The organism is Streptomyces flaveolus, assembly GCF_044765825.1.
GTDB lineage: Bacteria > Actinomycetota > Actinomycetes > Streptomycetales > Streptomycetaceae > Streptomyces > Streptomyces flaveolus.
Window position 1 is genome coordinate 576,310 of the sequence record NZ_JBIWKU010000004.1, and the last position, 23,023, is coordinate 599,332.

Below are 23,023 nucleotides of genomic sequence, written 5' to 3' on the forward strand. Positions count from 1 at the left end.
AACGAGCACGCCGCTGCCGTGGCGTGGATGTCTCCTGGCACCGGGCCGGGCGAAGGCGACGTCGTCCCGCAGACCACAGTGGAACAGCTCCCGGGTTTTGCCCCCGCATTACTGCTCCATGACCTTTTGACTACAGGTCTGTAGTCATGATGGTCCAGCTTTAGTTAGGGTTGCCTAGGCTAATGGGCGCTGCTCGTACGGAGGCCGCCCGGGGAGGGTCGCATGTGGGATGACGCGTTTCCGAGTTTCCTGATCGGGCTGCGGGAGGGGCTCGAAGCGGGACTCGTCGTCTCCATCCTCGTCGCGACCCTTGTGCGGGCGGATGCCCGCTCCCGGCTGCCGCAGGTGTGGACAGGCGTACTCGCGGCGATCACGCTCGCCATGAGTTTCGGCGCGGTCCTCACCTTCACCGCAGCCTCTCTGTCGGCGACCGCGCAGGAAGCCTTCGGCGGCACCCTCAGCGTGATCGCGGTCGTGTTCGTCACCGCCATGGTGTTCTGGATGCGCCGCTCGGCCCGAGCCTGTCCGGTGAGATAAAGGAGAAAGTCACCGGCGCCCTGGCCATGGGCTCGGGTGTGCTGATCCTCACCTCCTTCCTCGCCGTGGGCCGGGAGGGCCTGGAGACCGCGCTGTTCCTGTGGACCACGGCCCAGGCAGCCGGCGAGTCCTCCGGCCCTCTGACCGGCGCCGCCATCGGGCTGATCGTTTCGGCCGCCCTGTGCTGGGGCCTGTACCGGCGGGTCCTGAAGATCAACCTGACGAAGTTCTTCACCGCCACCGGCGCGGTCCTGATCGTGATCGCGGCCGGCGTTCTCGGTTATGGGCTGCGCGACCTGCAAGAGGGTGGAGTGCTGCCCGGCAAGGCGGCGTACGCCGTGGACCTGAGCGGCAGTATCGACGCCGGCTCCTGGTACAGCACGCTGGTGCAGGGCGTGTTCAACCTGACGCCGACGATGACCTGGCTGCAGGTCTTCGGTTACGCCGGCTATCTCGCCGTGGTCATGACGCTGTTCGTGCGCGGCCTGCGCGCCACGGCGCCGAAGCCGGCCTCCGGCGAGGCGGCACCGGCCCCGGACGCCCCGACGCCCGCGCGGCGCCGCCCTGCCTGGGTGGTTCCCGTCGCCGTCGTCACCGTCCCCGCGCTCCTCGCGGGCCTCGCCGTGGCCTTCGGCCGTCCCAAGCCCGGCGCCGCCCAGACCGTCGCCGTCTCGGAGAAGGACTGCGGCGAGGGTTTCACCGCGCCCAGGCCCGGCCGGCAGACATTCCAGATGCACAACACCGGCGACAAGACTGCCGAGGTGTACCTCATCGACCCGGCCACGAACGCTGTCTACGGCGAGATCGAGGGCCTGGCCCCCGGCACCACCCGCGCCCTGGTCGCCACGGTCGCCGGCGGCGCATACGCCTGGCGGTGCGTACCCAGCGGCGGCACCGCGGTCACCTCCGAGGCCGTCCGCGTCACCGGTGGCGGGGCCGCGAAGGCGGTCGTCCCGGTCTCGGAACACGACCTCTCCGGCCCGCTCGCGCAGTACCGGACGTACGTCGACGAGGGCCTGGCCGCTCTCGTGCCCCAGACCCGCAGCCTGGCCGACGACATCAGGCACAACCACCTCGGCAAGGCCCGCACCGACTGGCTCACCGCGCACCGCACCTATGCCGCCCTCGGCGCCGCCTACGGCACCTTCGAGGACTTCGACCAGAAGATCGACGGAAGGGCCGACGGCCTGCCGGACGGCGTACACGACAAGGATTTCACCGGCTTCCACCGCATCGAGTACGGCCTGTGGCACGGCGAGCCCGCCACCTCGCTCACCGCGGCGGCCCAGCAACTGGCCGCCGACGCCGCCGGCCTGCGGAAAGCCTTCCCGCACCAGGACTTCGACCCGTCCGACCTGCCGCTGCGCGCCCACGAGGTCCTCGAGAACACACTGCAGTTCGAGCTGACCTGCGACACGGACGAGGGCAGCGGCACCAACCTCGCCACCGCCGACGCCAGCCTCGCCGGGACCCGCGAGCTGCTCACCGTCCTCAGGCCGCTGCTCACCAGCCGCGCTCCGCACCTGCTGCCGACCGTCGACGCGGACGTCGCACGGCTGCAGAAGCTCCTGGACTCCGCCCACCACGGCAGCTACTGGACCCCCGTCGGACAGCTCGACGCCACCACCCGCGCCCGCGTCAACGGGGCCACCGGCCAACTGCTGGAGGACCTCTCCCCCGTCCCGGACCTGCTGGAGATCCGGAAGTCCGCCTGATGGCCACCGCACACCACCGCATCGACGACCCCGCACGCACCGAAGGGAACGCCCCCATGCCGTCCGCCGAAGCCCCCGCCCGGCAGAGTGGCTGCCCGGCCGGCGCCGACCGCCGCTCCTTCGTGAAGACGGCCCTCGGCGCCGGAGCAGCCGGCGCGGTTCTGGCCGGCGGCGGGCTCGCGCTCGCCGAGAGCGGCGGTGGCACCGCACAGGCGGCCGCGCAGACGGAGAACGCCGCCGAAGTGCCCTTCCACGGCCTCCACCAGGCCGGCATCATCACCCCGGCGCCGGCCGCTGCCACCTTCGTCTCCTTCACCGTCATCGCCGAAGACCGCGCGCAGTTGGTGGAGTTGCTCAAGACGCTCACCAGCCGGGCCCGCTTCCTGACCTCCGGCGGCATCCCCGCCGATCTCGGCGTCGGCGCCCCGCCCTCCGACAACGGCATCCTCGGCCCCACCGTCCCCGCCGACGGCCTCACCATCACCGTCGGCGTCGGCGCGTCCCTCTTCGACGACCGCTACGGCCTCGCCAAAGGGAAACCCCGCCGCCTCACCCCCATGCGGACCTTCCCCAACGACAACCTCAAGCCCGCCGAGTGCCACGGCGACCTGTCCCTGCAGATCTGCGCCAACCGTCGGGACACCGTCCTGCACGCGTTGCGCGACATCGCCCGGCACACCCGCGGGGCCATGCAGATCAAGTGGCGCATCGACGGCTTCCAGAACACGCCCCGCCCCAGCGGCGCCCAGCGCAACCTGCTCGGCTTCAAGGACGGCATCGCCAACCCCGACGTTGCCTCGCCCCGGGAAAGCAACCGCCTCATATGGGTCGGGGGCGGCGCCGACGAGCCCGCATGGGCCAGGGGCGGCAGCTACCAGGTCATACGGATCATCCGCATGCTCGTCGAGTTCTGGGACCGGGTCTCCCTCACCGAGCAGGAGAAGATGTTCGGCCGCCGCAAGGACACCGGCGCCCCGCTCGACGGCGTCAAGGAGTCCGATGTCCCCAACTACGCCAAGGATCCGCACGGCAACGCGATCCCCCTCGACGCCCACATCCGCCTCGCCAACCCACGCACCGCCGCCACGGACGACTCCCGCCTCCTGCGCCGCGGCTACAACTACGACCGCGGAATCGACGATGTCGGCAACCTCGACATGGGCCTGGTCTTCTGCTGCTACCCGCAGGACGTCAAGCGCCAATTCGAGGCCACCCAGACCCGGCTGATCGACGAACCCCTCGTCGACTACATCTCACCCACCGGCGGCGGCTACTTCTTCGCCCTGCCCGGAGTCCGCGACACCAAGGACTGGCTCGGCCGCGGGATGCTCACGAGCTGACCAGGTTCCTCGAGCCCGTCCCCGTGCCGTGGCGGCGGTTACCTGAACGCATCCTGACTGCCGCGCGGCTTTCCCGGCCCGCCGGGTCCGGCCTGATCACGATGGGGCCATGCACACCAGCGCCGCGTTCTGGCTGCGGCACCGGCTCGGCCGCGCCGTCGTCCTGTCCTACGCCCTCGCCCTGATCCTGCCCGCCCCCGGCCTGTGGCTGCGCCGCCCGCATCCCCTGCCGCCGTCGCACCTGACGCTGCACACCGCACCGCTCCTGCTGTCCCTGGTGCTGTTCTCGGCCGGGCTCCAGGTCCCCGTCCGCGCGCTGGGTGCCCTGCTGCGGCATCCGAAGGTCCTGCTCACCGGCCTCGTGCTGCACCTGGCGATCCCGCTGGCGGTCGTGCCGTTCGTCGCCTTCCTTCTGCGGTGCACCCCGGACACCGACGGCGGGAGCGGACTGCTCACCGCGATGATCCTCGTCGTGGCGATGCCCGTCGCCGCCGGGGCGACGGTGTGGACCGACAAGGGCGAGGGGGACCAGCCGACGATGGTGGGTCTCGTCCTGGCCTCCACCCTGCTCAGCCCGCTGACCACCCCCGTGGTGCTGGCGACGCTGTCGCCGCTGCTCAGCGGCGGTTACGCGCACACCCTCGCCGCGACCGGCCGGCTGGCCCAGGGTGGATTCGCCCTCACCGCCGTGGTCCTTCCCTGCGCGGCGGGCCTGCTGGGTGCACTCGTCCTGCCCGCGCGACGGCTGGGCCGCCTGGTCACGACGGTGGCGCCGTCTGCCATGGCCGGTTCGCTGGTCCTGACCTACGTCAACGCCAGCGGCGCCCTCGGATCCGTCCTCACCCGGCCGCGCCCGCTGCTGTTCGCCGCTGCTCTGGCCGTGGCCGCCCTGGTCTGCCTGCTCTCCTTCGTCCTCGGCCGGGTCGCCGCCCGCCTCCTGCGGCTGGAGGCGGCCACCGCCTCGTCGCTGACGCTCGCCTGCGGCATGAACAACAGCAGCGCGAGCGCGGTACTGATCACCGCGTCCCTGCCCGACAAACCGCACCTGCTGCTGCCGGTCCTCGCCTACGGGCTGCTGCAGAAGACCGCCGCGAACCGGATCGTCACCCGGCTGCGACCGGCTCCCAGCGCAGCAGGCACCTGAACTCTCCTCATCCGTCGCCCTCGGAGCCGGGCTCCTCGCGGTGTACGGGGACGAGCAGGGTGAAGACGGCGGGACGGCGGCCGGTCAGGGAGAGTCTTCCGCCCAGAGAGACGGCCAGGTCTCGGGCGAGGGAGAGGCCGATGCCGGATCCCTCCCCCGCGCCGGTGCGGCCGCGGTCGAACAGCCGGGACGCCTCGCCGTCCACCGCGCCCTCGTCGGTTACATCGAAGGCGACGGCTTCCCCGAGGTCGCGGGCGGTGAGGCGTACGGTGCCGCGCCCGTGGACGCGCGCGTTCTCCAGCAGGACGCCGAGGATCTCGGTGACGGGGGCGCCGAGGACGCGAACGTCGTCCCCCGTCTCGGGGGCCCCTGCCTCCAGGCGTCTGCCGTCGCGGGCGAACAGTCCGTGCCAGCGCTCCTCGGTCTCGCGCAGCAGCTGTGACACGGGCGTGTCCGGGGCGGGCCGACGCGGCAGGCCGTGGAAGCGGGACAGTCGCAGCACCTCCTCCACCGTGCGGTGCAGGCGACGCGTGGTCGCCAGGGCCTCCTCCAGGGCGGGCCGAGTCCGAGCGTCGTCCTGGGCGAGCCCCGCCTCCAGCGTGAGCTGAAGCCCGGTGAGCGGGGTGCGTAGCTGGTGGGAGGCGTTGGCGGTGAAGTCACGCTCGCGGCGCAGGAGTTCGGTCAGGCTGTGCAGCATCTCGTTGTGGGTCCGCGCGACCTGGTCGATCTCGGCGATGCTGCTGGGCGCGGCCCGGGCGCTCAGGTCGCCGGCGGTGACGGCCCGGCAGTGCCGGGAGAGGTCCTCCAGTGGCGCGGCCAGCACCCGCGCTTGCCTGCGGGCGACGAGGACGGCCACGGTCAGCGCGAGGGCGCAGACCGCGGCGAGGACCGTCCAGGCGGTCAGGACACGGTCGCGCACGGCGGCTGCGGGCGAGGAGGCCCGTACGACGCCGATCACCCGCTCGGCGTGCGAGACGGGCACCGCGACGACCAGGTCACCGTCCGGCCGGCCGCGCACCACCTCCGCGGCCAGCGCCCGTCGCACGGCCGTGTCGCCGGTGCGGGGGCCGGTACCAGCCCGCAGGCGCAGCGAGGGGTCGTACAGACCGAGACGGCCGTCGGCCGGTGGCGCGGGCAGTTCCACGGGGTCGCCGGTCGCGTAGTCCGGGCTGACGCGTACAGCCCCTGACAGAGCCGCCCGTTCCAGGGTGTCGCGCTGGTCGGCGTAGAGGGACGACCTGATCGCCAGGGCCAGCGGGACGGCGAGGAGGATGACGGCGACCAGGGCGGCGGTGAGGGCGACTCGCACCACGCGCTGTCTCATGCTCCCATCCTGCGGGCCCCCGACCGGTCCGCGGGCGGTCCGCCACGCGCTTTTGCCGTCGTCTAACCGTCGGCGTGCGGGGCGTTAACCGAGGGCTCTCTAGCGTCGGTGACATGGCCGGCGAACAGTTCCCGGCAGTTCCTCGGGAGGGCAGTGGCATGTCGTACAAACGTACTTCCGCCGGCCTGGTCGCAGTGACGGTGGTCGCGACGGTGATCGGAGGATGCTCCGGATCATCGTCCGGGACGCATTCCGGCTCGGGTTCCGCGGCCCCGGCACAGGCGACCCCGGCCCCCACCGAGTCGAACCCGCCCGGTGACATCCCCGACAACCAGGTGTTCGTGGCCTACCGTCCCACCGGCGGCTTCACCGGGTTCACGGTGAAGGTACCGGAGGGCTGGGCCCGCACCGACAAGGGCGGTACGACGGTCTTCACGGACAAGCTGAACAGCGTCACCATCGCCACGGCCAACGCCTCCACCGCCCCGACCGTCACCTCCGTCAAGGACACGGTCGTACCTCGACTGCGCGGTCAGGTGTCGAAGTTCGCATCGCCGAAGGTGTCGCAGGTCACCCGTAAGGCGGGCCCCGTCGTCCTTCTCACCTACCAGGGCGACTCGGCCAAGGACCCGGTCACCGGCAAGGTGGTACGCGACGCGTTCGAGCGTTACGCCTTCTACCAGAAGGGCCACGAGGTGGACCTGACGCTGTCCGGCCCGGTCAACGCCGACAACGTCGACCCGTGGCGGATCGTCAGCGACTCGTTCGCGTGGCGGTGAGTGCGATGCCCTCTGGACCGTCCGACGACGACGTGGTGCTGGCCGCCCGGGAGCTCTACCGCTTCTACCGGGCCGGTGAGGAGGAGACGCTCGCGTTGCGCGGAGTGTCACTACGGGTGCGGCGGGGGGAGACGGTCGCCGTCATCGGCCCGTCGGGGGCGGGCAAGTCGACCCTGCTGGCGTGCCTGGCCGGGCTCGACGAGCCGTCGGGCGGCGAGGTCCGGGTGGCGGGCGTGCGCATCAGCCATCGGCCCGAGACCGAACGCGCCCGGCTGCGCGCGCGCCATGTGGGAGTGCTTCTGCAGTCCCGCAACCTGCTGCCGCATCTGACCGTGCGCGACAACATCCGACTCGCCCAGCATGCGGTGCGCGGCCGTCCTGCCGTGCGGGCCGGGGCGATGCTGGAGCAGGTGGGGCTCGGGCGGCGGTCGGGCGCGCTGCCGCGGCAGTTGTCCGGCGGTGAGCTGGCCCGGGCCGGGCTCGCCGTCGCGCTGGCCAACTCCCCGGCCGTACTGCTGGCCGACGAGCCGACCGGCGAACTCGACCGTGTGACCGAGGAGCTGGTGCTGCGGATGCTTCGGGACCGGGCGGCCGACGGCTGCGCGGTGCTGATCGTGACGCACAGCGCGGAAGCGGTGCGGGGCGCCGACCGAGTGATCACCCTGGACGACGGGCGGGCGCACGAGGGACACGAGGGAGCCGCTCAGGCGAAGGAGAGCAGCCATGTCCTCCCCTGACCTACTCGTCTCCTGCCGGGGCGTCGCTCTCACCTTCGGCCGGGGCCCCACTGCCGTGGTGGCGGTGCACGGCGCCGATCTGGACGTCCGCTCCAGCGAGCGGCTGGCGATCGTGGGACCGTCCGGGTCGGGGAAGTCGTCCCTGCTCCATCTGCTGGCCGGACTCGAACGCCCCACCAGCGGCACGATCACCCGGCCCGGACTCCACGGGCCGCGGGACATCGGACTGGTCTTCCAGGCCGACAGCCTCATCCCCGCCCTCGACATCACGGAGAACACCGCGCTGCCGCTCGTCCTCGCGGGACGACCGCAGGAGGAGACCCGCCGTCCGGTCGCCGAGGCGCTCGACGTGGTCGGCGCGGCCGGGCTGGCCGACCGGCTGCCCGACGAGATCTCCGGCGGCCAGGCCCAGCGGGTGGCCGTGGCCCGGGTGCTGGCGCAGGCGCCGCGGCTGATCCTCGCCGACGAGCCCACCGGCCGCCTCGACCACGCCACCGGCGCCCGCGTCCTGGACGCCCTGCTCGCGGCGGCCGACCGGACGGGGGCGGCCCTCGTCGTCACCACCCACGACCCCGCCGTCGCCGCCCGGCTCACCCTTCGGCGGGGCATGCGCGACGGCCGGCTGCTCGCAGCCGAAGCGGCGCAAGACCCGGACCCACGAGGGAGCCTGTCATGATCACCGCATGGGCGGGCGGACTCGCCCGCCACCGCATCGGACGGCTCCTGGCCGCCGTCGCCGGGATCGCCCTCGCCGTCGCACTGGTCGCCGCGCTCGGCTCCTTCCTCACCGCGTCCAAGGCCACCATGACCCAACGGGCGGTCCGCTCGGTCGCCGTGGACTGGCAGGTCGAGGTACAGCCGGGCGCCGACCCGAACGCCGTCCGGTCACTGGTGCAGGCCGCCGGCGGCACCCGGGCCGCACTGCCCGTCGGCTTCGCCCGCACCACCGGCTTCACCGCCACCGTGGGAGGCAGCACCCAGACGACCGGCCCCGGCGTCGCGCTCGGCCTGCCGGCCGACTACCGCAGCCACTTCCCCGACGAACTGCGCACGCTCTCCGGCTCCGGTACCGGCGTCCTGCTCGCCCAGCAGACCGCCGCCAACCTGCACGCGGCCCCCGGCGACACCATCGGCGTACGGCTGCCGGGCGCCGGACTGCGGCAGGTGCGGGTGGACGGCGTGGTCGACCTGCCCCAGGCCGACTCGCTGTTCCAGAAGGTCGGCGCGCCCACACAGTCCCAGCCGACCGCTCCCCCGGACAACATCGTCCTCCTGCCCGCCGCCCGGTTCGCCTCCCTCACCCGCGGAGCCACCGACGTCACCACCCAGATCCACGTGGCCCGCGACGCGAAACTGCCGGCCGACCCGGCCGCCGCCTTCACCTCGGTCACCGGCGCCGCACACCACCTGGAGGCCAAGTCGGCCGGCTCCGCGCTCGTCGGCAACAACCTCGGTGCCGCCCTCGACTCCGCCCGCCAGGACGGCCTCTACGCCCAGATCCTCTTCCTCTTCCTCGGCGTCCCCGGCGCCGTCCTGGCCGCCGCTCTGACCGTGGCGGTCGCCTCGGCCGGCGGCGAACGGCGCCGCCGGGAACAGGGCCTGCTGCGGCTGCGCGGGCTACGTCCCCGCCAGATCACCGCGCTCGCGGGCCTGGAGGCCGCGCTGGTCGGGGCCGTCGGCGGCCTCGCGGGTCTCGGGCTCGCCGCGCTGACGGGCCGCCTCGCCTTCAGCGCCGCCTCCTTCGGGGCGGGCGCGGGCACCTGGGCCCTTTGGTACGCCGTCGCCTTCGTCCTCGGTGTGGCCGTGGCCGCCGCTGCCGTGCTCGTGCCCGCCGTGCGGGATCTGCGCACGGTGACCGTCGCGGACACCAGGCGGGAGCCGCGCGGGTCGCGTTCGCCCTGGTGGCTGCGGTACGGCCTGGACTTCGCGCTGCTGATCGGCTCCTGGCTGGTCTTCCGCGCCTCCTCCGGCAACCAGTACGCCCTCGTCCTCGCCCCGGAGGGCGTGCCCAGCGTCTCCGTCTCCTACTGGGCGTTCCTCGGCCCGGCCCTGCTGTGGCTGGGCGCGGCCCTGCTCCTGTGGCGGCTGACCCTGCTGGTCCTCGCCCACGGCCGTCCGGTGCTGGCCCGGCTCGCCCGGCCGTTGACCGCGACCCTCTCCGGAACCACGGCGGCCGTGCTGTCCCGCCGCCGGCGTCCCTTTGCCCGCTCGGTGGTGCTGCTCGCCCTCGCCGTGTCGTTCGCGATCTCCACGGCCGTCTTCAACTCCACCTACCGGCAGCAGTCCGAGGTCGACGCCCGCCTCACCAACGGCGCGGACGTCACCGTCACCGAACCGCCCGGCGCCCAGGTCCGGGCGAGCGCGGCAGACACGTTGAAGGTCTCGGGCGTCCGGCACGTCGAGCCCCTCCAGCACCGTTACGCCTACGTAGGCTCCGACCTACAGGACCTGTACGGCGTCCGGCCCGCCACCGTCGCGAAGGCGACCTCGCTCCAGGACGCCTACTTCTCGGGCGGTACGGCAGGTCAGCTGATGCGTCGACTCGCCCAGCGCCCCGACAACCTGCTGGTCAGCGCGGAGACCGTGCACGACTTCCAGCTCTCCCCGGGTGACACCGTCAACCTCCGGATCCAGAACGCCCGTACGAAAGCGCTGCGCACCGTGCCCTTCCACTACGCCGGGATCGTCAAGGAGTTCCCGACCGCGCCGAAGGACAGCTTTTTCGTCGCCAACGCCGACTACGTGGCGAGGGCGACCGGCAGCGACGCGGTCGGCGCCTTCCTTCTCGACACGGGCGGCAGTCACCAGCAGCAGATCGCCGCGCATCTGCGCCGGCAGCTGGGCACCGGCGCCACGGTCACCGACCTGACGCAGACGCGCGGCACGGTGGGCACCAGTCTGACCTCCGTCGACCTGGCCGGACTCACCCGGATCGAGCTGGCCTTCGCGGTGCTGCTGGCCGCCGGGGCGGGAGGGCTCGTCCTCGCCCTGGGCCTCGCCGAGCGCCGCCGTACCTTCGCCGTGGCCACCGTCCTCGGCGCGAAGAGCGGCCAACTGCGCGGCATGGTCCTCACCGAGGCCCTGCTGCTGGCCGCCGGCGGCCTGGCGGGCGGCGCCCTCATCGGCTGGGCCCTGTCCGAGATGCTCGTGAAGGTCCTGACGGGCGTCTTCGATCCGCCGCCCGCGAGCCTGTCGGTGCCGGGCGGCTACCTGGCCCTGACCGCGGGCGCGGCCGTCGTCGCCGTACTGGCGGCCGCGCTGAACGGCATCCGCAGCGCCGGCCGGCCCGCCGTGGAGGAGCTGCGTGACCTGTGAGCGGACGGGAGCGGGCAGGCCGCGCGCGTCGCCCGCTCCTACGCTGTCCAGCATGCGCACGCACGCGATCGCCGACCCCAGCCGTCACCGCGTCCTCGTCGTCGAGGACGACGAGACCATCGGCCGCCACCTGGAAACCGGCCTGCGCGGCAACGGCTACGCACCGACCTGGAGCCGGACGGGCTCCGCAGCGCTGACCGAGGCCGCGCGGACCCCGTACGACGTGCTGCTGCTCGACCTGGGACTGCCCGACATGGACGGTCTGGACGTCGCGCGCGCCGTGCGCGCCCGGCATCCGCACCTGTTGATCGTCATCCTGACGGCCCGTACGGACGACATCGACGTCATCGCGGGGCTGGACGCGGGGGCCGACGACTACCTCGTCAAGCCGTTCAGCCTGACCGTGCTGCTCGCCCGGCTCCGCGCCCATCTGCGCCGCCGGGTCGTCGCCACGCCGCCGCAGGAACCAGTCCGGTTGGCCGACCTGGTCCTCGACGTCGTGGCCCGACGCTGCACGCTGCACGACGCGGACGTCGACCTGCGTCCCAAGGAGTTCGACCTGCTCGCAGTCCTGGCCCGGCACGCAGGGGAGGCCGTCTCCCGGGAGACCCTGATGGCCGAGGTCTGGGACGAGAACTGGTTCGGCTCCACCAAGACCCTCGATGTGACCATGGCCGGCCTGCGCCGCCGCCTCGCGCAGGCCGCCGACGCCTCGGTCCGCCCCGGCAGCCTGCCCCGCATCACCACCCTGCGCGGGCACGGCTACCGCCTGGAACTCTGACGGGTCCCGCGGCGCGGCAGCAGCGAGCAGGCCGCCGGTCTTCCCGGCCGCCGCTCATCGGGTTCAGTCCGCGCCCGGCCGGGCGAGGCCGTGGTCGTAGGCGAAGATCACGGCCTGGATCCGGTCGCGGGCGCCGATCTTGGCCAGGACGCGCCCGACGTGGGTCTTCACGGTCGACTCGGAGAGCACGAACCGGGAGGCGATCTCGCCATTCGTCCAGCCCTTGCCGACGGCGACGAGGATCTCCCGCTCGCGGTCGGTGAGGGAGACGAGCCTCGGGTCCTCGGCGGCGTCACCCCGGTGGGCGGGGACGTACCGGGCGAACTCGTCCAGGAGGCGGCGGGTGAGGGCGGGCGCGATCACGGCGTCGCCGGAGGCGACGGCGCGGATCCCCGCGAGGAGCTCCTCGGGGCGCGCGTCCTTGAGGAGGAAACCGCTGGCCCCGGCCCGGATCGCGGCGTGGACGTACTCGTCGAGGTCGAACGTCGTGAGCACGAGGACGCGTGAGCGGCCGCCTGCGGCGACGATGCGGCGGGTGGCCTCGATGCCGTCCATGCCGGGCATGCGGACGTCCATCAGGACGACGTCCGGGCGCAGTTCGGCGGCCTTGCGGACGGCCTCCGCGCCGTGGGCGGCCTCCGCCACGACGTCGGTCTCGGGGACGGAGTCCAGGAGCAGGTGGAAGCCGTAGCGTTGCAGCGGCTGGTCGTCCACGATGAGGACGGTGGTCATCCCTCACCGCCCCGGGATGTGAGGTCGAGGACGGCCTCGACGCTCCATCCTCCGCCGGCCGTCGGTCCCGCGCTGACGATGCCTCCGTACAGAGCGGCTCTTTCCCGCATGCCCACCAGGCCGTGCCCTTCCTCGTTCGGCGGTCCCGGCTGTGCGGCCGGGCCGGTGTCCTGGACCCGGATGCTCAGCCGGGCGCCCGTCACGGCGACCGCCAGGTGCACCCGGGCTCCGTCGGCGGCGTGCTTCATGGTGTTGGTGAGGGCCTCCTGGACGATGCGGTACACCGTCAGCTGCACCCCGTCGTCCAGGGCTTCGACGTCGCCGGAGGTCCGGTAGACGACCTCCAGTCCTGCGGCGCGGACCGTGGCGCACAGGGCGCCGATGTCCGCGATGCCGGGCTGCGGGCTGAGCTCGGGCCCACCGGCCGGACCGTCCCCGGCCTCGCGCAGTACGCCGAGCACGCGCCGCAGCTCGCCGAGGGCCTGCCGGCCGGTGTCGCCGATGAGCCGCAGGGCCTCCTTGCCCCGTTCGGGGGCGGCGTCCGTGGCGTAGGCACCGGCGTCGGCGAGGGTGATGATGACGGACAGGTTGTGACCGACGATGTCGTGCATCTCGCGCGCGACACGGGCGCGTTCGGTGGCCGTGGCCAGCCTGCTGCGCTGGTCGCGCTCGACCTCCAGCCGGGCGGCCCGCTCCCGTAGTCCGGCGAGCTGGGCCCGGCGGATCCGCACCACGAGGCCGAGCGCGAGGGCCGCCGTCGCCGTGCTCAGCAGGAAGAACAGGGCGTCCCCGACGGACACGGCCGGGGACGCGCGGACCGCGACCAGCAGCATGGCCCCGGCCGTGACCGCGCCGGCCCAGGGCAGCTGCCGCAGCCGCCCGTGCAGGGCCAGGCTGTACAGGGCGACGAAGAGCGCGACGTCCGCGCGCAGCGCCGCGCCCAGAGACCACTGGAGGACGAAGACCGCCGCGATGGCACCGAAGGCCGCCATGGGCCTGCGGCGCCGCCAGAGCAGGGGCAGGAGCAGGCCCGCCTGGAGGGCCAGCACTCCCGCGACGGGCAGCGCGGTGAAGGCGAGGCGGAAGCGGCGCGGGCCGTCGCCGTCGTCCACCCCGCCGCGCAGCAGGTCGGGCAGGCAGAACATCAGGAAGACCACGACCACGACCGCGGTGTCCAGCACCCACGGACGGGCCCGGTCGGCCTGCCGCAACCGCTGGCCGCCCCGGGACAGCCGGGCGACCATCGGACCCATCCCGCTGATGTCATCGGTGGTCACGGACGTCACCTGTCCATGGTGCGGGCTTCAGACGTCGGTGCGCGCGAGCCGGTACGCCGCGCCGCCCAGCGCCAGCACCGTCCAGCAGACGAAGACCATCAGCCCGGCGCCTGGCGACAGGGCCGTCGAGTCGTGGGTCAGCGCGAACATCGACTCACCCGCGTTGGACGGCAGGTAGGGGCTGATGTCGTCCTGCCAGGAACTCGGCAGCAGGGAGATCAGGCCGGGGATCAGCATCAGGGCGGCGACCAGCACCGAGATGCCGCCGGCCACCGACCGCAGCAGCGCGCCCAGGGCAGTTCCGATCACCCCGACCAGGCCGAGGTAGAGCCCTGCGCCCAGCAGACTCCGCAGCACACCGGCGTGCGAGAAGCTCATGGCCGCGGGCGTGCCTGACACGATTCCGCTGCCGAACAGGAAGGCGACGAACCCACCCACCGTCCCCACGACCAGTGCGACCAGTCCGAAGACAGCAGCCTTGGACCACAGCACGGGCAGTCGGCGGGGCACCGCCGCAAGCGTGGAGCGGATCATGCCGGTCGAGTACTCGCCCGCCGTGACCAGCACGCCGAGCACGCCGAGGGCGAGCTGGGCGAAGTTCGTGCCGAAGAGGGACAGGCCGACGGCCGTCGAATCGGCGAAGTCCCGGTCCATGTGGCCGGAGTCGATCCCCGACTTGTAGCGACTCGCGGAGATCAGGCCGAAGGCCACCAGGAACAGCAGGCCGAGGCCGAGGGTGATCCAGGCCGAGCGCAGGGACCACAGCTTGGCCCACTCGGAGGCGAGCACGCGCCGTCCCGTCACCCGGTAGGCCGGGCGGGCGGGGGTGGTCCTGGGTTCCTCTGCGGTTGCGGTGAGGGTGCTCATGCGGGCCTCCCGAGGGTGTCGATGCCGGTCGTGGTGCCGTGGTACTCCACGGCGTCCCTGGTCAGATCCATGAATGCCTCCTCCAGCGACACGCTCCGCGCGCTCAGCTCGAACAGCGCGATGCCGTGCTCGGCGGCCCTCAGCCCGATCTCGCGGGCGGTCAGCCCGGTCACCTGCAGCTCCTCGGAGCCGATCCGGCCGGTGACGTCGACGTCCGGCCCGGCGAGTACGTCCCTCAGCCGTGCCGGGTCCTGGGTGACGACCTTCACCGTGTCCCCGCCGGCCTCGCGGATCAGGTCTGCCACGGTCGTGTCGGCCAGCAGCCGTCCGCGTCCCACAATGATCAGGTGGTCCGCGACCAGGGCCATCTCGCTCATCAGGTGGGAGGACACGAACACCGTCCGACCCTCGTCGGCGAGCCCTTTCAGGAGGTTGCGGATCCAGAGCACTCCTTCCGGGTCCAGCCCGTTGACCGGCTCATCGAGCATCACCGTCTGCGGATCGCCCAGCAGCGCCGCCGCGATGCCCAGCCGCTGGCCCATCCCGAGGGAGAAGGCGCCGGCCCGCTTCTTCGCCACGCTGTCGAGTCCGGCGAGGCCGATGACCTCGTCGACCCGGCGGTCGGGAATGCCGTGGGTGAGCGCAAGCGCCTTGAGGTGGTTGTACGCCGAGCGGCCCGGGTGGATCGACTTCGCCTCCAGCAGGGCGCCGACCTCCTGGAGCGGCGCCCGGTGGTGGGCGTAGTGGTGGCCGTTCACGGTGACGGAGCCGCTGGTCGGGGCGTCGAGGCCGACGATCATGCGCATGGTCGTGGACTTGCCCGCGCCGTTGGGCCCCAGGAAGCCGGTCACGGTGTCGGGCTTCACCACGAAGTCCAGCCCGTCGACGGCTGTCTTCTCGCCGTATCGCTTGGTCAACCGCCGTGCGTCGATCATCCGCGCTCTCCCTGTGGGGGTCGGGCGCCCGTCACTTCGGACGCCTCACCGGCCACGCTAAGCGCCGTATCACCCGAATCCGGTGGTACCGGGGGGCCGAAGCGCGGCGGGCGCGTAGTACCGCGGTACTACGCGGCCACCTGCGCTGCGTTCCGTGTTCGTCAGCCCCACGGCCGTCACAGCAGGCGCCCGCACCGGGCCCGCTCTCGACCAGGCTCTCGCCGTCCGACGGGGCCTCGGCCAGTACCCGCGTGTCACAGGGGCCCCATGAAGGCGTTCGTCATGACATGCGGTGTGCGGCGCGGGGAGGCGAGACCAGCGGGGCCCCGCGCTCGCGCTGGGGCACCGCTCGCCAGGCGCCGCCAGTACGGCAAGGGGCGCCGGGAGGGGCGACGTCGAGTCCGATTCCTTTGGCATCAGCCAGCATCACAGGACGGAGCGGAGGACCGGCAGCCCCAGCACCAGCAGGCCGGGGAACAGCGGCAGCCAGGCCGTCAGCAGCCGGCAGCCGAAGACCGCCGACAGGGCCGCGGCTCCCGGCACCCCGGCCGCGGTGAGCATCAGCACGAGCGCCGCGTCCAGCCAGCCCAGACCACCCGGGGTGGGCAGCAGTACGGCGGCGCCGCTGGCAAGGAGGTACGCCAGGCGGCCGCGGAGGTCGGGGACCGCGCGTCCACCGCCCGCGCCCTCGCTCGGGCAGCGCTCGCGGCCGGCCGCCGGAAACCGCTGCACGGACTCGGCTTCGCCGACCGCGCGGTCTCCCGCCGTATCGCCGCCCTCCAGACCGCCCCACCCCCGCGCCCGTGGCCGCTGGCGGTGACCGTTCTGGCGCTTGGCGCCCTCACCGCGCTGGGCGCCGCCGACACAACCGGCGACCTGCTCCGGCTGCTGGAGCCGGTCCTCGCCTGAGGATGATCACACGGCGGGCCGGTTGCGCATCCGGCGGTGAGCCGCCGGGGCCGAAGCGGTCAGGGAGCCTCCTCGCTCTGGGCGACCTCGACCTCGTGGTGGAAGTCGACGACGCCCGCCGCTCCGGCGGCGACGGACAGGACCGTGCAAGCCACGAGGAGGAACGCGGTACGGCGGGTGGTGCGCGGGGGCCTCCGGGTGGGTGCGAGAAGCGCCGCTACGCGTTGCGGCACCGGTCCGGTCGCCGCCGCGGGTGCGAAGTCCGGTCGGGTGGAGGGGATGGCGTTTCCGGCGAGGGCGGCGCGGGCGATGGCCGTGGCGATCAGGCGGCGGTCGCCGACGACGTCCGCGGCGGCCTCGTCGGCGGCCCGCTCGGCGGCGAACCGGATGGTGGCTCGAGTGGCACGCAGGGCGGGGTGGCCGTGGGCGGCGAGCTCTGCCGCGGCCAGGAAGTAGTGGTGACCGGCCCGGTTGTGGGCGCGTTCATGGGCGAAGAGGGCCTCACGCTCGGCAGGTCCCAGACTGCGCAGCATGCCGGTGGTGACGACGATGCGGTGGGGCCGGCCGGGCAGGGCGTACGCGTCCGGATCGGGCGATTCGATCACGCACAGGTCACCTGCGGCGGGGCGGCGGTCGGCCTGCGTGCGGGCGGTGCGGAAGGCGCGGGTCTGCCGCAGGGCCGAGCGCGCGAGCGTCCACGCGCTGAGCATGAGCACCCCGGTGGCCGCCATGGCCGCGGGGAGGACGACGTAGTCCGCGGGGGTGCGCAGGGGGTGGACGAGCTCGCCGAGGGCGGCGAACGCGGGAAACGTGAGCAGCCCGGCCAGGATCAGCGCCCCGAGGGCGGCGACACAGGCTCCCGCCAGCGCCAGGGCCGAGGCGGTGAGGACCCACAGCGCGGTGGTGGGGGCCAGGCGGTCCACAGTGCGGCGGGCCAGGGCCGGAGCGAGGAAGGGCAGCAGCAGCGGGACGAGCAGCAGGGCGATCACCCTTCGTCACCTTCCAGGAGGCGGCGCAGGTGTTGCTCGTCGCCCGGGCTGAGCTGGGCGACGAAGCGGGCCAGGACCGTCTCCCGGTCCGTGTCGCGGTCGAGTTCGGTGTGCATGCGCCGGGCGGTCAGGCCGGGAGCGTCCTGCACCGGGAGGTAGGCGTAGCCGCGGCCCTGCCGCTCACGGCTGACGACGCCTTTCTCGTGCAGGCGGGTCAATATCGTCGCCACCGTGGTCCTGGCCAGGCCGGATCCGAGCTCGGTCTGCACCCGTCCGGGCGTGAGCGGGGCTCCAGCCGCCCACAGCGCCGCCATGACGGCGGCTTCGAGCTCGCCGGCCGGCCGCCTCTCGTCCCTCGCGTCGGCATCGGTCATGGAAACGTTCCTCATTCCGCCATCGTCTACAGTGCAGTAGACCGTCTACACGATTGTAGTCAGCCGTCGGATGCCGCCGTTGCGCCGCGTCCGACGGTCCGCAGAAGGATGAAGGGGCTCCCGACGATGACCACAGCCATGCACCTATCGTCGCAGCTCGCCGTCAACGTGCTCGATGCCCGGTCGCTGCTGTCCGCCTTCGGCGTGCTGGGCGTGGGCCTGGTGCTGTTCGCCGAGACCGGACTGCTGATCGGCTTCTTCCTCCCGGGCGACTCGCTGCTGTTCACGGCCGGTCTGCTGTGCACGGGCGCCGAGAGCGGCCTGAAGCTGTCGCTCGCCCCGCTCCTGGTCGCCGCGGCGGTGGGAGCGCTGACCGGCTCACAGTGCGGATATCTTCTGGGCCGTCGAGCGGGCGGCGCCCTGCTCGCCCGAAGCCGCTCGGCCCGCCTGCACGAGGGGGCGAGACGCGCGGAGGAGTTGCTGGAACGCTACGGGTACGCGAAGGCGATCGTCCTGGCCCGCTTCGTTCCGGTGGTGCGCACGGTCCTGAACCCGATGGCGGGCGCCCTGCGGGTGCCGGTGCGGACGTTCACCGTCTGGCAGGTGGCCGGCGGGCTGGTGTGGAGCCTGGGTCTCACCCTGGCGGGCTACGCGCTGGGCTCCTCCGTGCCGAACGTGGACCACTATCTGCTGCCGATCGTCGCGGTGATCGTGGGCCTGTCGCTGATTCCGGTCGCCTCCGAGGTGTACCGCTCGCGCCGGGACGCGAAGACGAAGGAGGCACGCGGATGATCATCGCCCTTGACGGCTCGTCGGTCGACGGTTCGGCCTACGCCGCCGTGGTGAACCTCGCCCGGCGCTGCCCCGTCTGGCTGGACGACACGGTGTCGGCCTGGTCGACGTACGGGCTCGTCCTGTTCGCGGTGCTCATGGCCGTCGGCTGGTGGCACGCCCGGCGTGTGGGCGCCACCGCGTCCGTGACGGCGCTCGCCGTGCCGTTCGTCGTGGTCGTGGCCTTCGGCGTGGACGCGGTGCTGAAGCTGCTGGTGCGCGAGGACCGGCCCTGCCAGAGCCTGCGGGTGACCACGCTGGAGGCGTGTCCGGCGCCCGGCGACTGGTCCTTCCCCAGCAACCACGCGGCCATCGCCGCCGCGGCGGCCGTCGCCCTGCTGTTCGTCTCCCGACGACTCGGCGCGGTCGCCGTGGTAGCCGCCTGCGCGATGGCCGTCTCGCGTGTCTGGGTGGGCGCGCACTACCCCCACGACGTGCTGGCCGGGGTCGTGGTGGGCGCCGTGGCCGCCCTGCTCGCCATGTCGGCGCTGCGCAGGCGTGCGGAGGCCGCAGCCCTGCGGCTCACGGCCACCCGTCTGCGTCCGCTGCTGGTGGTGTCGTGAAGCGCGACGAGGTCGCCGAGCTGGCCGGCAGCTGCGGACTCGGAGCGTGGACGGCGTTCGGCGTGCTGACCATGGTCGTGGTGGGCCACGACGGCATACCGCTGTTCGCGGACGCCGACTTCCTCTCGTGGTCCGTCGGACACCGGCCCGACGTGGCGGTGGCGCTCGCCCGCGGGCTGACCGATACCGGGACCGGTGTCGTCCCGTACGCGCTGGCGGTGCTGGCCGCGCTCATCGCGGGGCGCACCCCACGGCAGCGCGCGCTCGCCGTCGCGCTCTGTCTGGGCTGCCTCGGTGCGGGCCAGGCGCTGCGGTACGCGGTGATGGCACTCGTCGCCCGGCCGCGACCACCCCTGACGGACTGGGCGACGCATGCCTCGGGATGGGCGTTCCCGTCCGGTCACACCACCACGGCGGCCCTCACCGCGGGACTGCTGATCATCGCCCTCCGCATACGCGGCCCGCGTGGCAGGGCTGTGCTCACCCTGGTCATCGGCGGCTGGGGCGCGCTGGTCGGGCTGACCCGCGTCTACCTCGGAGTGCACTGGTTCACCGACGTCGTCGGCGGCTGGCTGTTCGCCCTCGGGTGGGTTGGCCTTTATCTGAGCGCCGTGGCCCGCTGGCTTCCCGACCGATGGACCCCCGGCACGATGGACACGGACACGGACTCGGCGCGCGGGACGGCAGAACCGACGGGCAGCACAGCAGGGGGCCGAACGCACACGGCACCGGCACAGACGAACGCGGCACGAGAGCAGAGGGAGGACCATGCGCCGGACGATCCTGGTCGTCGAGGACGATCACGCCCTGCGTGACGTGCTGATGCGCGGACTGCGCGACGAGGACTTCGACCCCGTCTCCGCACCGGACGGCGCCACCGCCCTCCGACTTGCCACCCCCGGCATCTCCGCCGCCGTGCTCGACATCGGGCTGCCCGACGCCGACGGGAGGGACGTGTGCCAGGCGATGCGCGCGAACGGATTCCTCTCCCCCGTCATCTTCCTGACCGCCCACCACCGGCTGAGCGACCGGCTGTCCGGGTTCTCGGCCGGAGGCGACGACTACCTGCCCAAGCCGTTCCACCTCACCGAACTCGCTGCCCGCCTGCGGGCAGCCCTCAAACGGGCCGCGTTGCCGCCTGCCGCCACACTGGGAGACATGGCACTGGACGCCGTCCGGCACGTGGTCAGCGTCCGAGGCACCCCGGTCGACCTGACACCGACCGAGTTCCGTCTCCTGGCCGCTCTCATGGCGGCTTCCGGCGGTATCGTGCGCCGCCGCGAGCTCGTCCGGGCGGGCTGGCCCGAGGGCGCCCAAGTCCACGACAACACCCTCGACCAGTACCTGACCCGCCTGCGCCGAAAGCTGCGCGAGGCGGGCAGCGACCGGACGATCGGCACGGCCCGCGGGATCGGCCACCGCCTGTCATGAGCGGAATCCGCCACCGGCTGCGGGCCGCCGTGACCGCCTTCCTCCACCGTCTGGCGCCCCGCACGCTGCGCGGCCGGCTCTCCCTCGTGGCCCTCACCACGGCCGCGCTGCTGATGCTGGTCCTCACCGTCGCCTTCAACGCCGTGGCCCAGCACCGCCTCCAGCACCAGGCGGACGACGAGCTGCACACCCGCGCCGCCGCCGTCGCGACGACCATCGACACCACCGCCACGACCGTACGTGTCCTGGAGACCTCCAACGACACTCTCCTCGACACGAACGTGTGGATCTACGCCGACGGACGCCTGCTGGAAGAGCCCCCGAACGCCGGCCCCCTCACCCACGTCGCCGACGCCCTCGCCGGGCGCGGCGGGCGGCGGTGCGTCACCGCCGACGTGGACGGCCCTCTCCGGCTGTGCTCGCAGCCGGTGTCCGCGGACAAGAGCGGAGCTCTGGTGGTCACCGCGCTCGACCTCTCCCCCTACCGCAGTTCGGCCGACACCCTGCTCCTGGGATCGCTCGCACTGGACGTCATGATGCTCGCCTGCACCTACGCCCTGACCCGGCTGGCGGTAGGCCGCGCGCTGCGCCCGGTCCGCACGATGACCGACCAGGCCACCCAGTGGAGCGCCGTCGCCTCCGAAGAACGCTTCGGCCATACGCGGCACCCGGCCGAACTCGCGCGCCTCGGCACCTCGCTGGACGCCATACTCGACCGCATCCGCACCCTCCTGCGCCACGAGCGCCAGCTCACCGGGGAACTCTCGCACGAGCTGCGCACACCCCTCAGCCGGATCATCGCCGAACTCGACTGGTGGCGGACCCACCCGCGCACCGCCGACCAGACCCACGCCACCCACAAGGTCATCGCGGAAGCCGCCCAGTCCATGCGCACCATCTGCGACACCCTCCTCGACGACGCCCGCGGGGCACTCACCGCTCCCGGCACCGCCGAGGTCCTCCCCACGCTGCGACACCTCACCGAAGTCCTCGACGTGTCGAGTCACTTGACGGTCGCCGTCGACGGCCCACCTCTGGAGGCCGGAGTCCCACCCGCCCTCCTCGAACGCATCGTCAGCCCGCTTCTGACCAACGCCTGCCGATACGCCCGCTCCAACATCGCCGTCCACGCCTACCGCACACCCGACGGCGTACGCATCGACGTCATCGACGACGGCCCCGGCGTACCGCCCCCGTTCGCCGGACAGCTCTTCGAGCCCGGCCGGCGCGCGGATCCCGGCGACGGACACGGCGGAGCGGGCCTGGGACTGCCGCTGGCGCGACGTCTGGCCCGCTCCGCCGGCGGCGAGGTGGCCTACGACCCCGGACACGCTCCCGGGGCACGGTTCGTGGTCAGCCTGCCTGCCGGGTGACCACGCCGCACTCGACGCCACCGGAGCATCACGGCGTGATGCCGCGCTGGACGTCCTTACGGGAGACGGCCAGGTAGCCGACGAAGCCGAGGATCGCCACCGTCCAGGACAGCGTGACCGGCCCCAGGCCCAGGTCGAGTCCGCCCCTGCCGTGGCCGACGGCCATCCAGTCGGCGACGGAGGCGCCGAGCGGGCGGGTGATGACGTACGCGGCCCAGAACGCGGCCACCGCGTTCAAGCTCCCCCACCGGTGAGCGACGGCCGGGACAGCGATAGCGGCGGCGTACAGCACGGCGGAGCCCAGGTAGCCGAGACCGATCGTGGCGGTGAGGTCGCCGGCGGCGGTGCCCAGCGCGAACGTGGCCAGCACGGCGGCCCAGTAGAAGGTCTCGCGGCGCCGGGTGTGGATGCTGTGGATGGATAGGGTGCCCTCGCTGCGGTGCCAGAGGGCGAAGACGGCGGCCAGCGCGGCCATGAAGAACGGAGTCGAGAGCGTGTACGGCACGCCGAGGCCGACGTGCAGGACGTCGGCGGCCATCGTGCCGAACACGCTGACCATGACGATCGCCGTCCAGTAGATTTAGGCCACGTACCGGCGGACGGCGAACTGCACCGCCACAGCGGCCACCAGGGCGATGCCGGCAAGGCCGACAGCGGGGATCGGGCCGAGGAGGTGGGCCAGGAAGTCGGATGCCGTCTCGCCCATCCCGGTGGTCAGCACCTTGATGATCCAGAAGTAGACGGTCACCTCCGGCACCTTGCTTGCCGCGTGACGAATGTGGCCCGCAGGCCGGTTCTGAGTGAGGTGATCAGTCGACATGGCAGGCACCATGACATGGTGCTCGGCTCTCGCTCCAGACCCCTTTGCCAGAGTTTTGGCGGTTCCGGTACAGGGAGTTGCCCGAGGCTCGGCCGAACCTGAACGCGACCTGAACACAGAGGCCGATGCGCTGGTCAGCAGCGTGCGGCCGGTGGTATCGACTGTCTCCCGGCATCGGCCGGGCGACTGAGAATCAGGGCGCGACAGTTGGCCGGCCCCCGGGACGCACTCCCGGCTCACGCTCCAATCG

The 23,023-nt window shown here is 72.9% G+C and carries 19 protein-coding genes and 3 pseudogenes; 13 read left to right on the forward strand and 9 right to left on the reverse strand.

What is annotated here, in order from left to right:
• The first annotated feature begins 222 nt into the window (after positions 1–222).
• The 3 genes and pseudogenes from efeU (at position 223) to ACIRG6_RS15740 (ending at position 4,736) form a co-directional block, all read left to right on the forward strand.
• Positions 223–2,252, forward strand: a pseudogene (gene efeU, locus ACIRG6_RS15730) (iron uptake transporter permease EfeU).
• 56 nt (positions 2,253–2,308) lie between these two features.
• The gene (gene efeB / locus ACIRG6_RS15735; protein WP_403323148.1) at positions 2,309–3,592 is read left to right on the forward strand and encodes an iron uptake transporter deferrochelatase/peroxidase subunit; all 1,284 of its coding nucleotides are present in this window, start codon (positions 2,309–2,311) and stop codon (positions 3,590–3,592) included.
• Positions 3,593–3,701: 109 nt separating this feature from the next.
• Positions 3,702–4,736: a bile acid:sodium symporter family protein gene (locus tag ACIRG6_RS15740; RefSeq protein ID WP_403322970.1), complete on the forward strand. Its 1,035-nt coding sequence runs from the start codon at positions 3,702–3,704 to the stop codon at positions 4,734–4,736.
• Between the two features lie 7 nt (positions 4,737–4,743).
• On the opposite strand, the gene ACIRG6_RS15745 is transcribed toward ACIRG6_RS15740, so the two are convergent.
• Complete coding sequence (locus ACIRG6_RS15745) at positions 4,744–6,060, reverse strand: HAMP domain-containing sensor histidine kinase (RefSeq protein WP_403322972.1); 1,317 nt, start codon at positions 6,058–6,060, stop codon at positions 4,744–4,746.
• Positions 6,061–6,218: 158 nt separating this feature from the next.
• Here ACIRG6_RS15745 and ACIRG6_RS15750 point away from each other — a divergent pair, with 158 nt between their 5' ends.
• From ACIRG6_RS15750 to ACIRG6_RS15770, 5 genes are read left to right on the forward strand one after another with little or no spacing between them, the layout of a single operon-like run.
• A complete protein-coding gene (locus ACIRG6_RS15750) occupies positions 6,219–6,839 on the forward strand; it encodes a hypothetical protein (RefSeq protein WP_318215055.1) in 621 nt (206 codons plus the stop codon).
• 5 nt (positions 6,840–6,844) lie between these two features.
• On the forward strand, positions 6,845–7,576 hold the full coding sequence (locus ACIRG6_RS15755) for an ABC transporter ATP-binding protein (protein WP_403322976.1): 732 nt from the start codon (positions 6,845–6,847) through the stop codon (positions 7,574–7,576).
• Positions 7,563–8,252 carry an ABC transporter ATP-binding protein gene (locus ACIRG6_RS15760; protein ID WP_403322978.1) on the forward strand — a complete coding sequence of 230 codons (690 nt, stop codon included), beginning with the start codon at positions 7,563–7,565 and terminating at the stop codon, positions 8,250–8,252. Before ACIRG6_RS15755 ends, ACIRG6_RS15760 begins: the two co-directional genes overlap by 14 nt.
• Positions 8,249–10,891 (forward strand): FtsX-like permease family protein, encoded by a 2,643-nt coding sequence (locus ACIRG6_RS15765; protein ID WP_403322981.1) that lies wholly within the window; start codon positions 8,249–8,251, stop codon positions 10,889–10,891. The genes ACIRG6_RS15760 and ACIRG6_RS15765 overlap by 4 nt, the downstream gene beginning before the upstream one ends.
• A 52-nt stretch (positions 10,892–10,943) precedes the next feature.
• Complete coding sequence (locus tag ACIRG6_RS15770; RefSeq protein ID WP_403322984.1) at positions 10,944–11,672, forward strand: response regulator transcription factor; 729 nt, start codon at positions 10,944–10,946, stop codon at positions 11,670–11,672.
• A 63-nt stretch (positions 11,673–11,735) separates the two neighbouring features.
• On the opposite strand, the gene ACIRG6_RS15775 is transcribed toward ACIRG6_RS15770, so the two are convergent.
• From ACIRG6_RS15775 to ACIRG6_RS15805, 7 genes and pseudogenes are all read right to left on the reverse strand, one after another.
• Positions 11,736–12,404, reverse strand: a complete 669-nt coding sequence (locus ACIRG6_RS15775) for a response regulator (RefSeq protein WP_403322987.1) — start codon at positions 12,402–12,404, stop codon at positions 11,736–11,738.
• The gene (locus ACIRG6_RS15780; RefSeq protein WP_403322989.1) at positions 12,401–13,681 is read right to left on the reverse strand and encodes a sensor histidine kinase; all 1,281 of its coding nucleotides are present in this window, start codon (positions 13,679–13,681) and stop codon (positions 12,401–12,403) included. The genes ACIRG6_RS15775 and ACIRG6_RS15780 overlap by 4 nt, the downstream gene beginning before the upstream one ends.
• A gap of 27 nt (positions 13,682–13,708) precedes the next feature.
• The gene (locus ACIRG6_RS15785) at positions 13,709–14,548 is read right to left on the reverse strand and encodes an ABC transporter permease (protein WP_403322991.1); all 840 of its coding nucleotides are present in this window, start codon (positions 14,546–14,548) and stop codon (positions 13,709–13,711) included.
• The gene (locus ACIRG6_RS15790; protein WP_403322994.1) at positions 14,545–15,483 is read right to left on the reverse strand and encodes an ABC transporter ATP-binding protein; all 939 of its coding nucleotides are present in this window, start codon (positions 15,481–15,483) and stop codon (positions 14,545–14,547) included. The genes ACIRG6_RS15785 and ACIRG6_RS15790 overlap by 4 nt, the downstream gene beginning before the upstream one ends.
• 426 nt (positions 15,484–15,909) lie before the next feature.
• Positions 15,910–16,131, reverse strand: a pseudogene (locus ACIRG6_RS15795) (lysylphosphatidylglycerol synthase domain-containing protein); the annotation flags it as partial.
• A 320-nt stretch (positions 16,132–16,451) separates the two neighbouring features.
• A complete protein-coding gene (locus ACIRG6_RS15800) occupies positions 16,452–17,381 on the reverse strand; it encodes a M48 family metalloprotease (RefSeq protein WP_403322996.1) in 930 nt (309 codons plus the stop codon).
• Positions 17,378–17,755, reverse strand: coding sequence for a BlaI/MecI/CopY family transcriptional regulator (locus ACIRG6_RS15805; protein ID WP_403322999.1), 378 nt, complete (start codon positions 17,753–17,755; stop codon positions 17,378–17,380). The genes ACIRG6_RS15800 and ACIRG6_RS15805 overlap by 4 nt, the downstream gene beginning before the upstream one ends.
• A gap of 126 nt (positions 17,756–17,881) precedes the next feature.
• Between ACIRG6_RS15805 and ACIRG6_RS15810 the strand changes: the two genes are divergently transcribed.
• Genes ACIRG6_RS15810 through ACIRG6_RS15830 form a run of 5 tightly spaced genes read left to right on the forward strand, consistent with a single transcriptional unit; the run spans position 17,882 to position 21,953 of the window.
• Positions 17,882–18,547, forward strand: a complete 666-nt coding sequence (locus ACIRG6_RS15810; RefSeq protein WP_403323000.1) for a DedA family protein — start codon at positions 17,882–17,884, stop codon at positions 18,545–18,547.
• Positions 18,544–19,149 carry a phosphatase PAP2 family protein gene (locus ACIRG6_RS15815; protein WP_403323002.1) on the forward strand — a complete coding sequence of 202 codons (606 nt, stop codon included), beginning with the start codon at positions 18,544–18,546 and terminating at the stop codon, positions 19,147–19,149. Before ACIRG6_RS15810 ends, ACIRG6_RS15815 begins: the two co-directional genes overlap by 4 nt.
• The gene (locus tag ACIRG6_RS15820) at positions 19,146–19,964 is read left to right on the forward strand and encodes a phosphatase PAP2 family protein (protein ID WP_403323004.1); all 819 of its coding nucleotides are present in this window, start codon (positions 19,146–19,148) and stop codon (positions 19,962–19,964) included. Before ACIRG6_RS15815 ends, ACIRG6_RS15820 begins: the two co-directional genes overlap by 4 nt.
• Positions 19,918–20,580, forward strand: a complete 663-nt coding sequence (locus ACIRG6_RS15825; RefSeq protein ID WP_403323007.1) for a response regulator transcription factor — start codon at positions 19,918–19,920, stop codon at positions 20,578–20,580. Before ACIRG6_RS15820 ends, ACIRG6_RS15825 begins: the two co-directional genes overlap by 47 nt.
• Positions 20,577–21,953 (forward strand): sensor histidine kinase, encoded by a 1,377-nt coding sequence (locus ACIRG6_RS15830; RefSeq protein ID WP_403323010.1) that lies wholly within the window; start codon positions 20,577–20,579, stop codon positions 21,951–21,953. Before ACIRG6_RS15825 ends, ACIRG6_RS15830 begins: the two co-directional genes overlap by 4 nt.
• Positions 21,954–21,981: 28 nt before the next feature.
• Here the strand turns inward: ACIRG6_RS15830 and ACIRG6_RS15835 are convergent.
• Positions 21,982–22,773: pseudogene (locus ACIRG6_RS15835) on the reverse strand (COG4705 family protein).
• Positions 22,774–23,023: the final 250 nt, after the last annotated feature.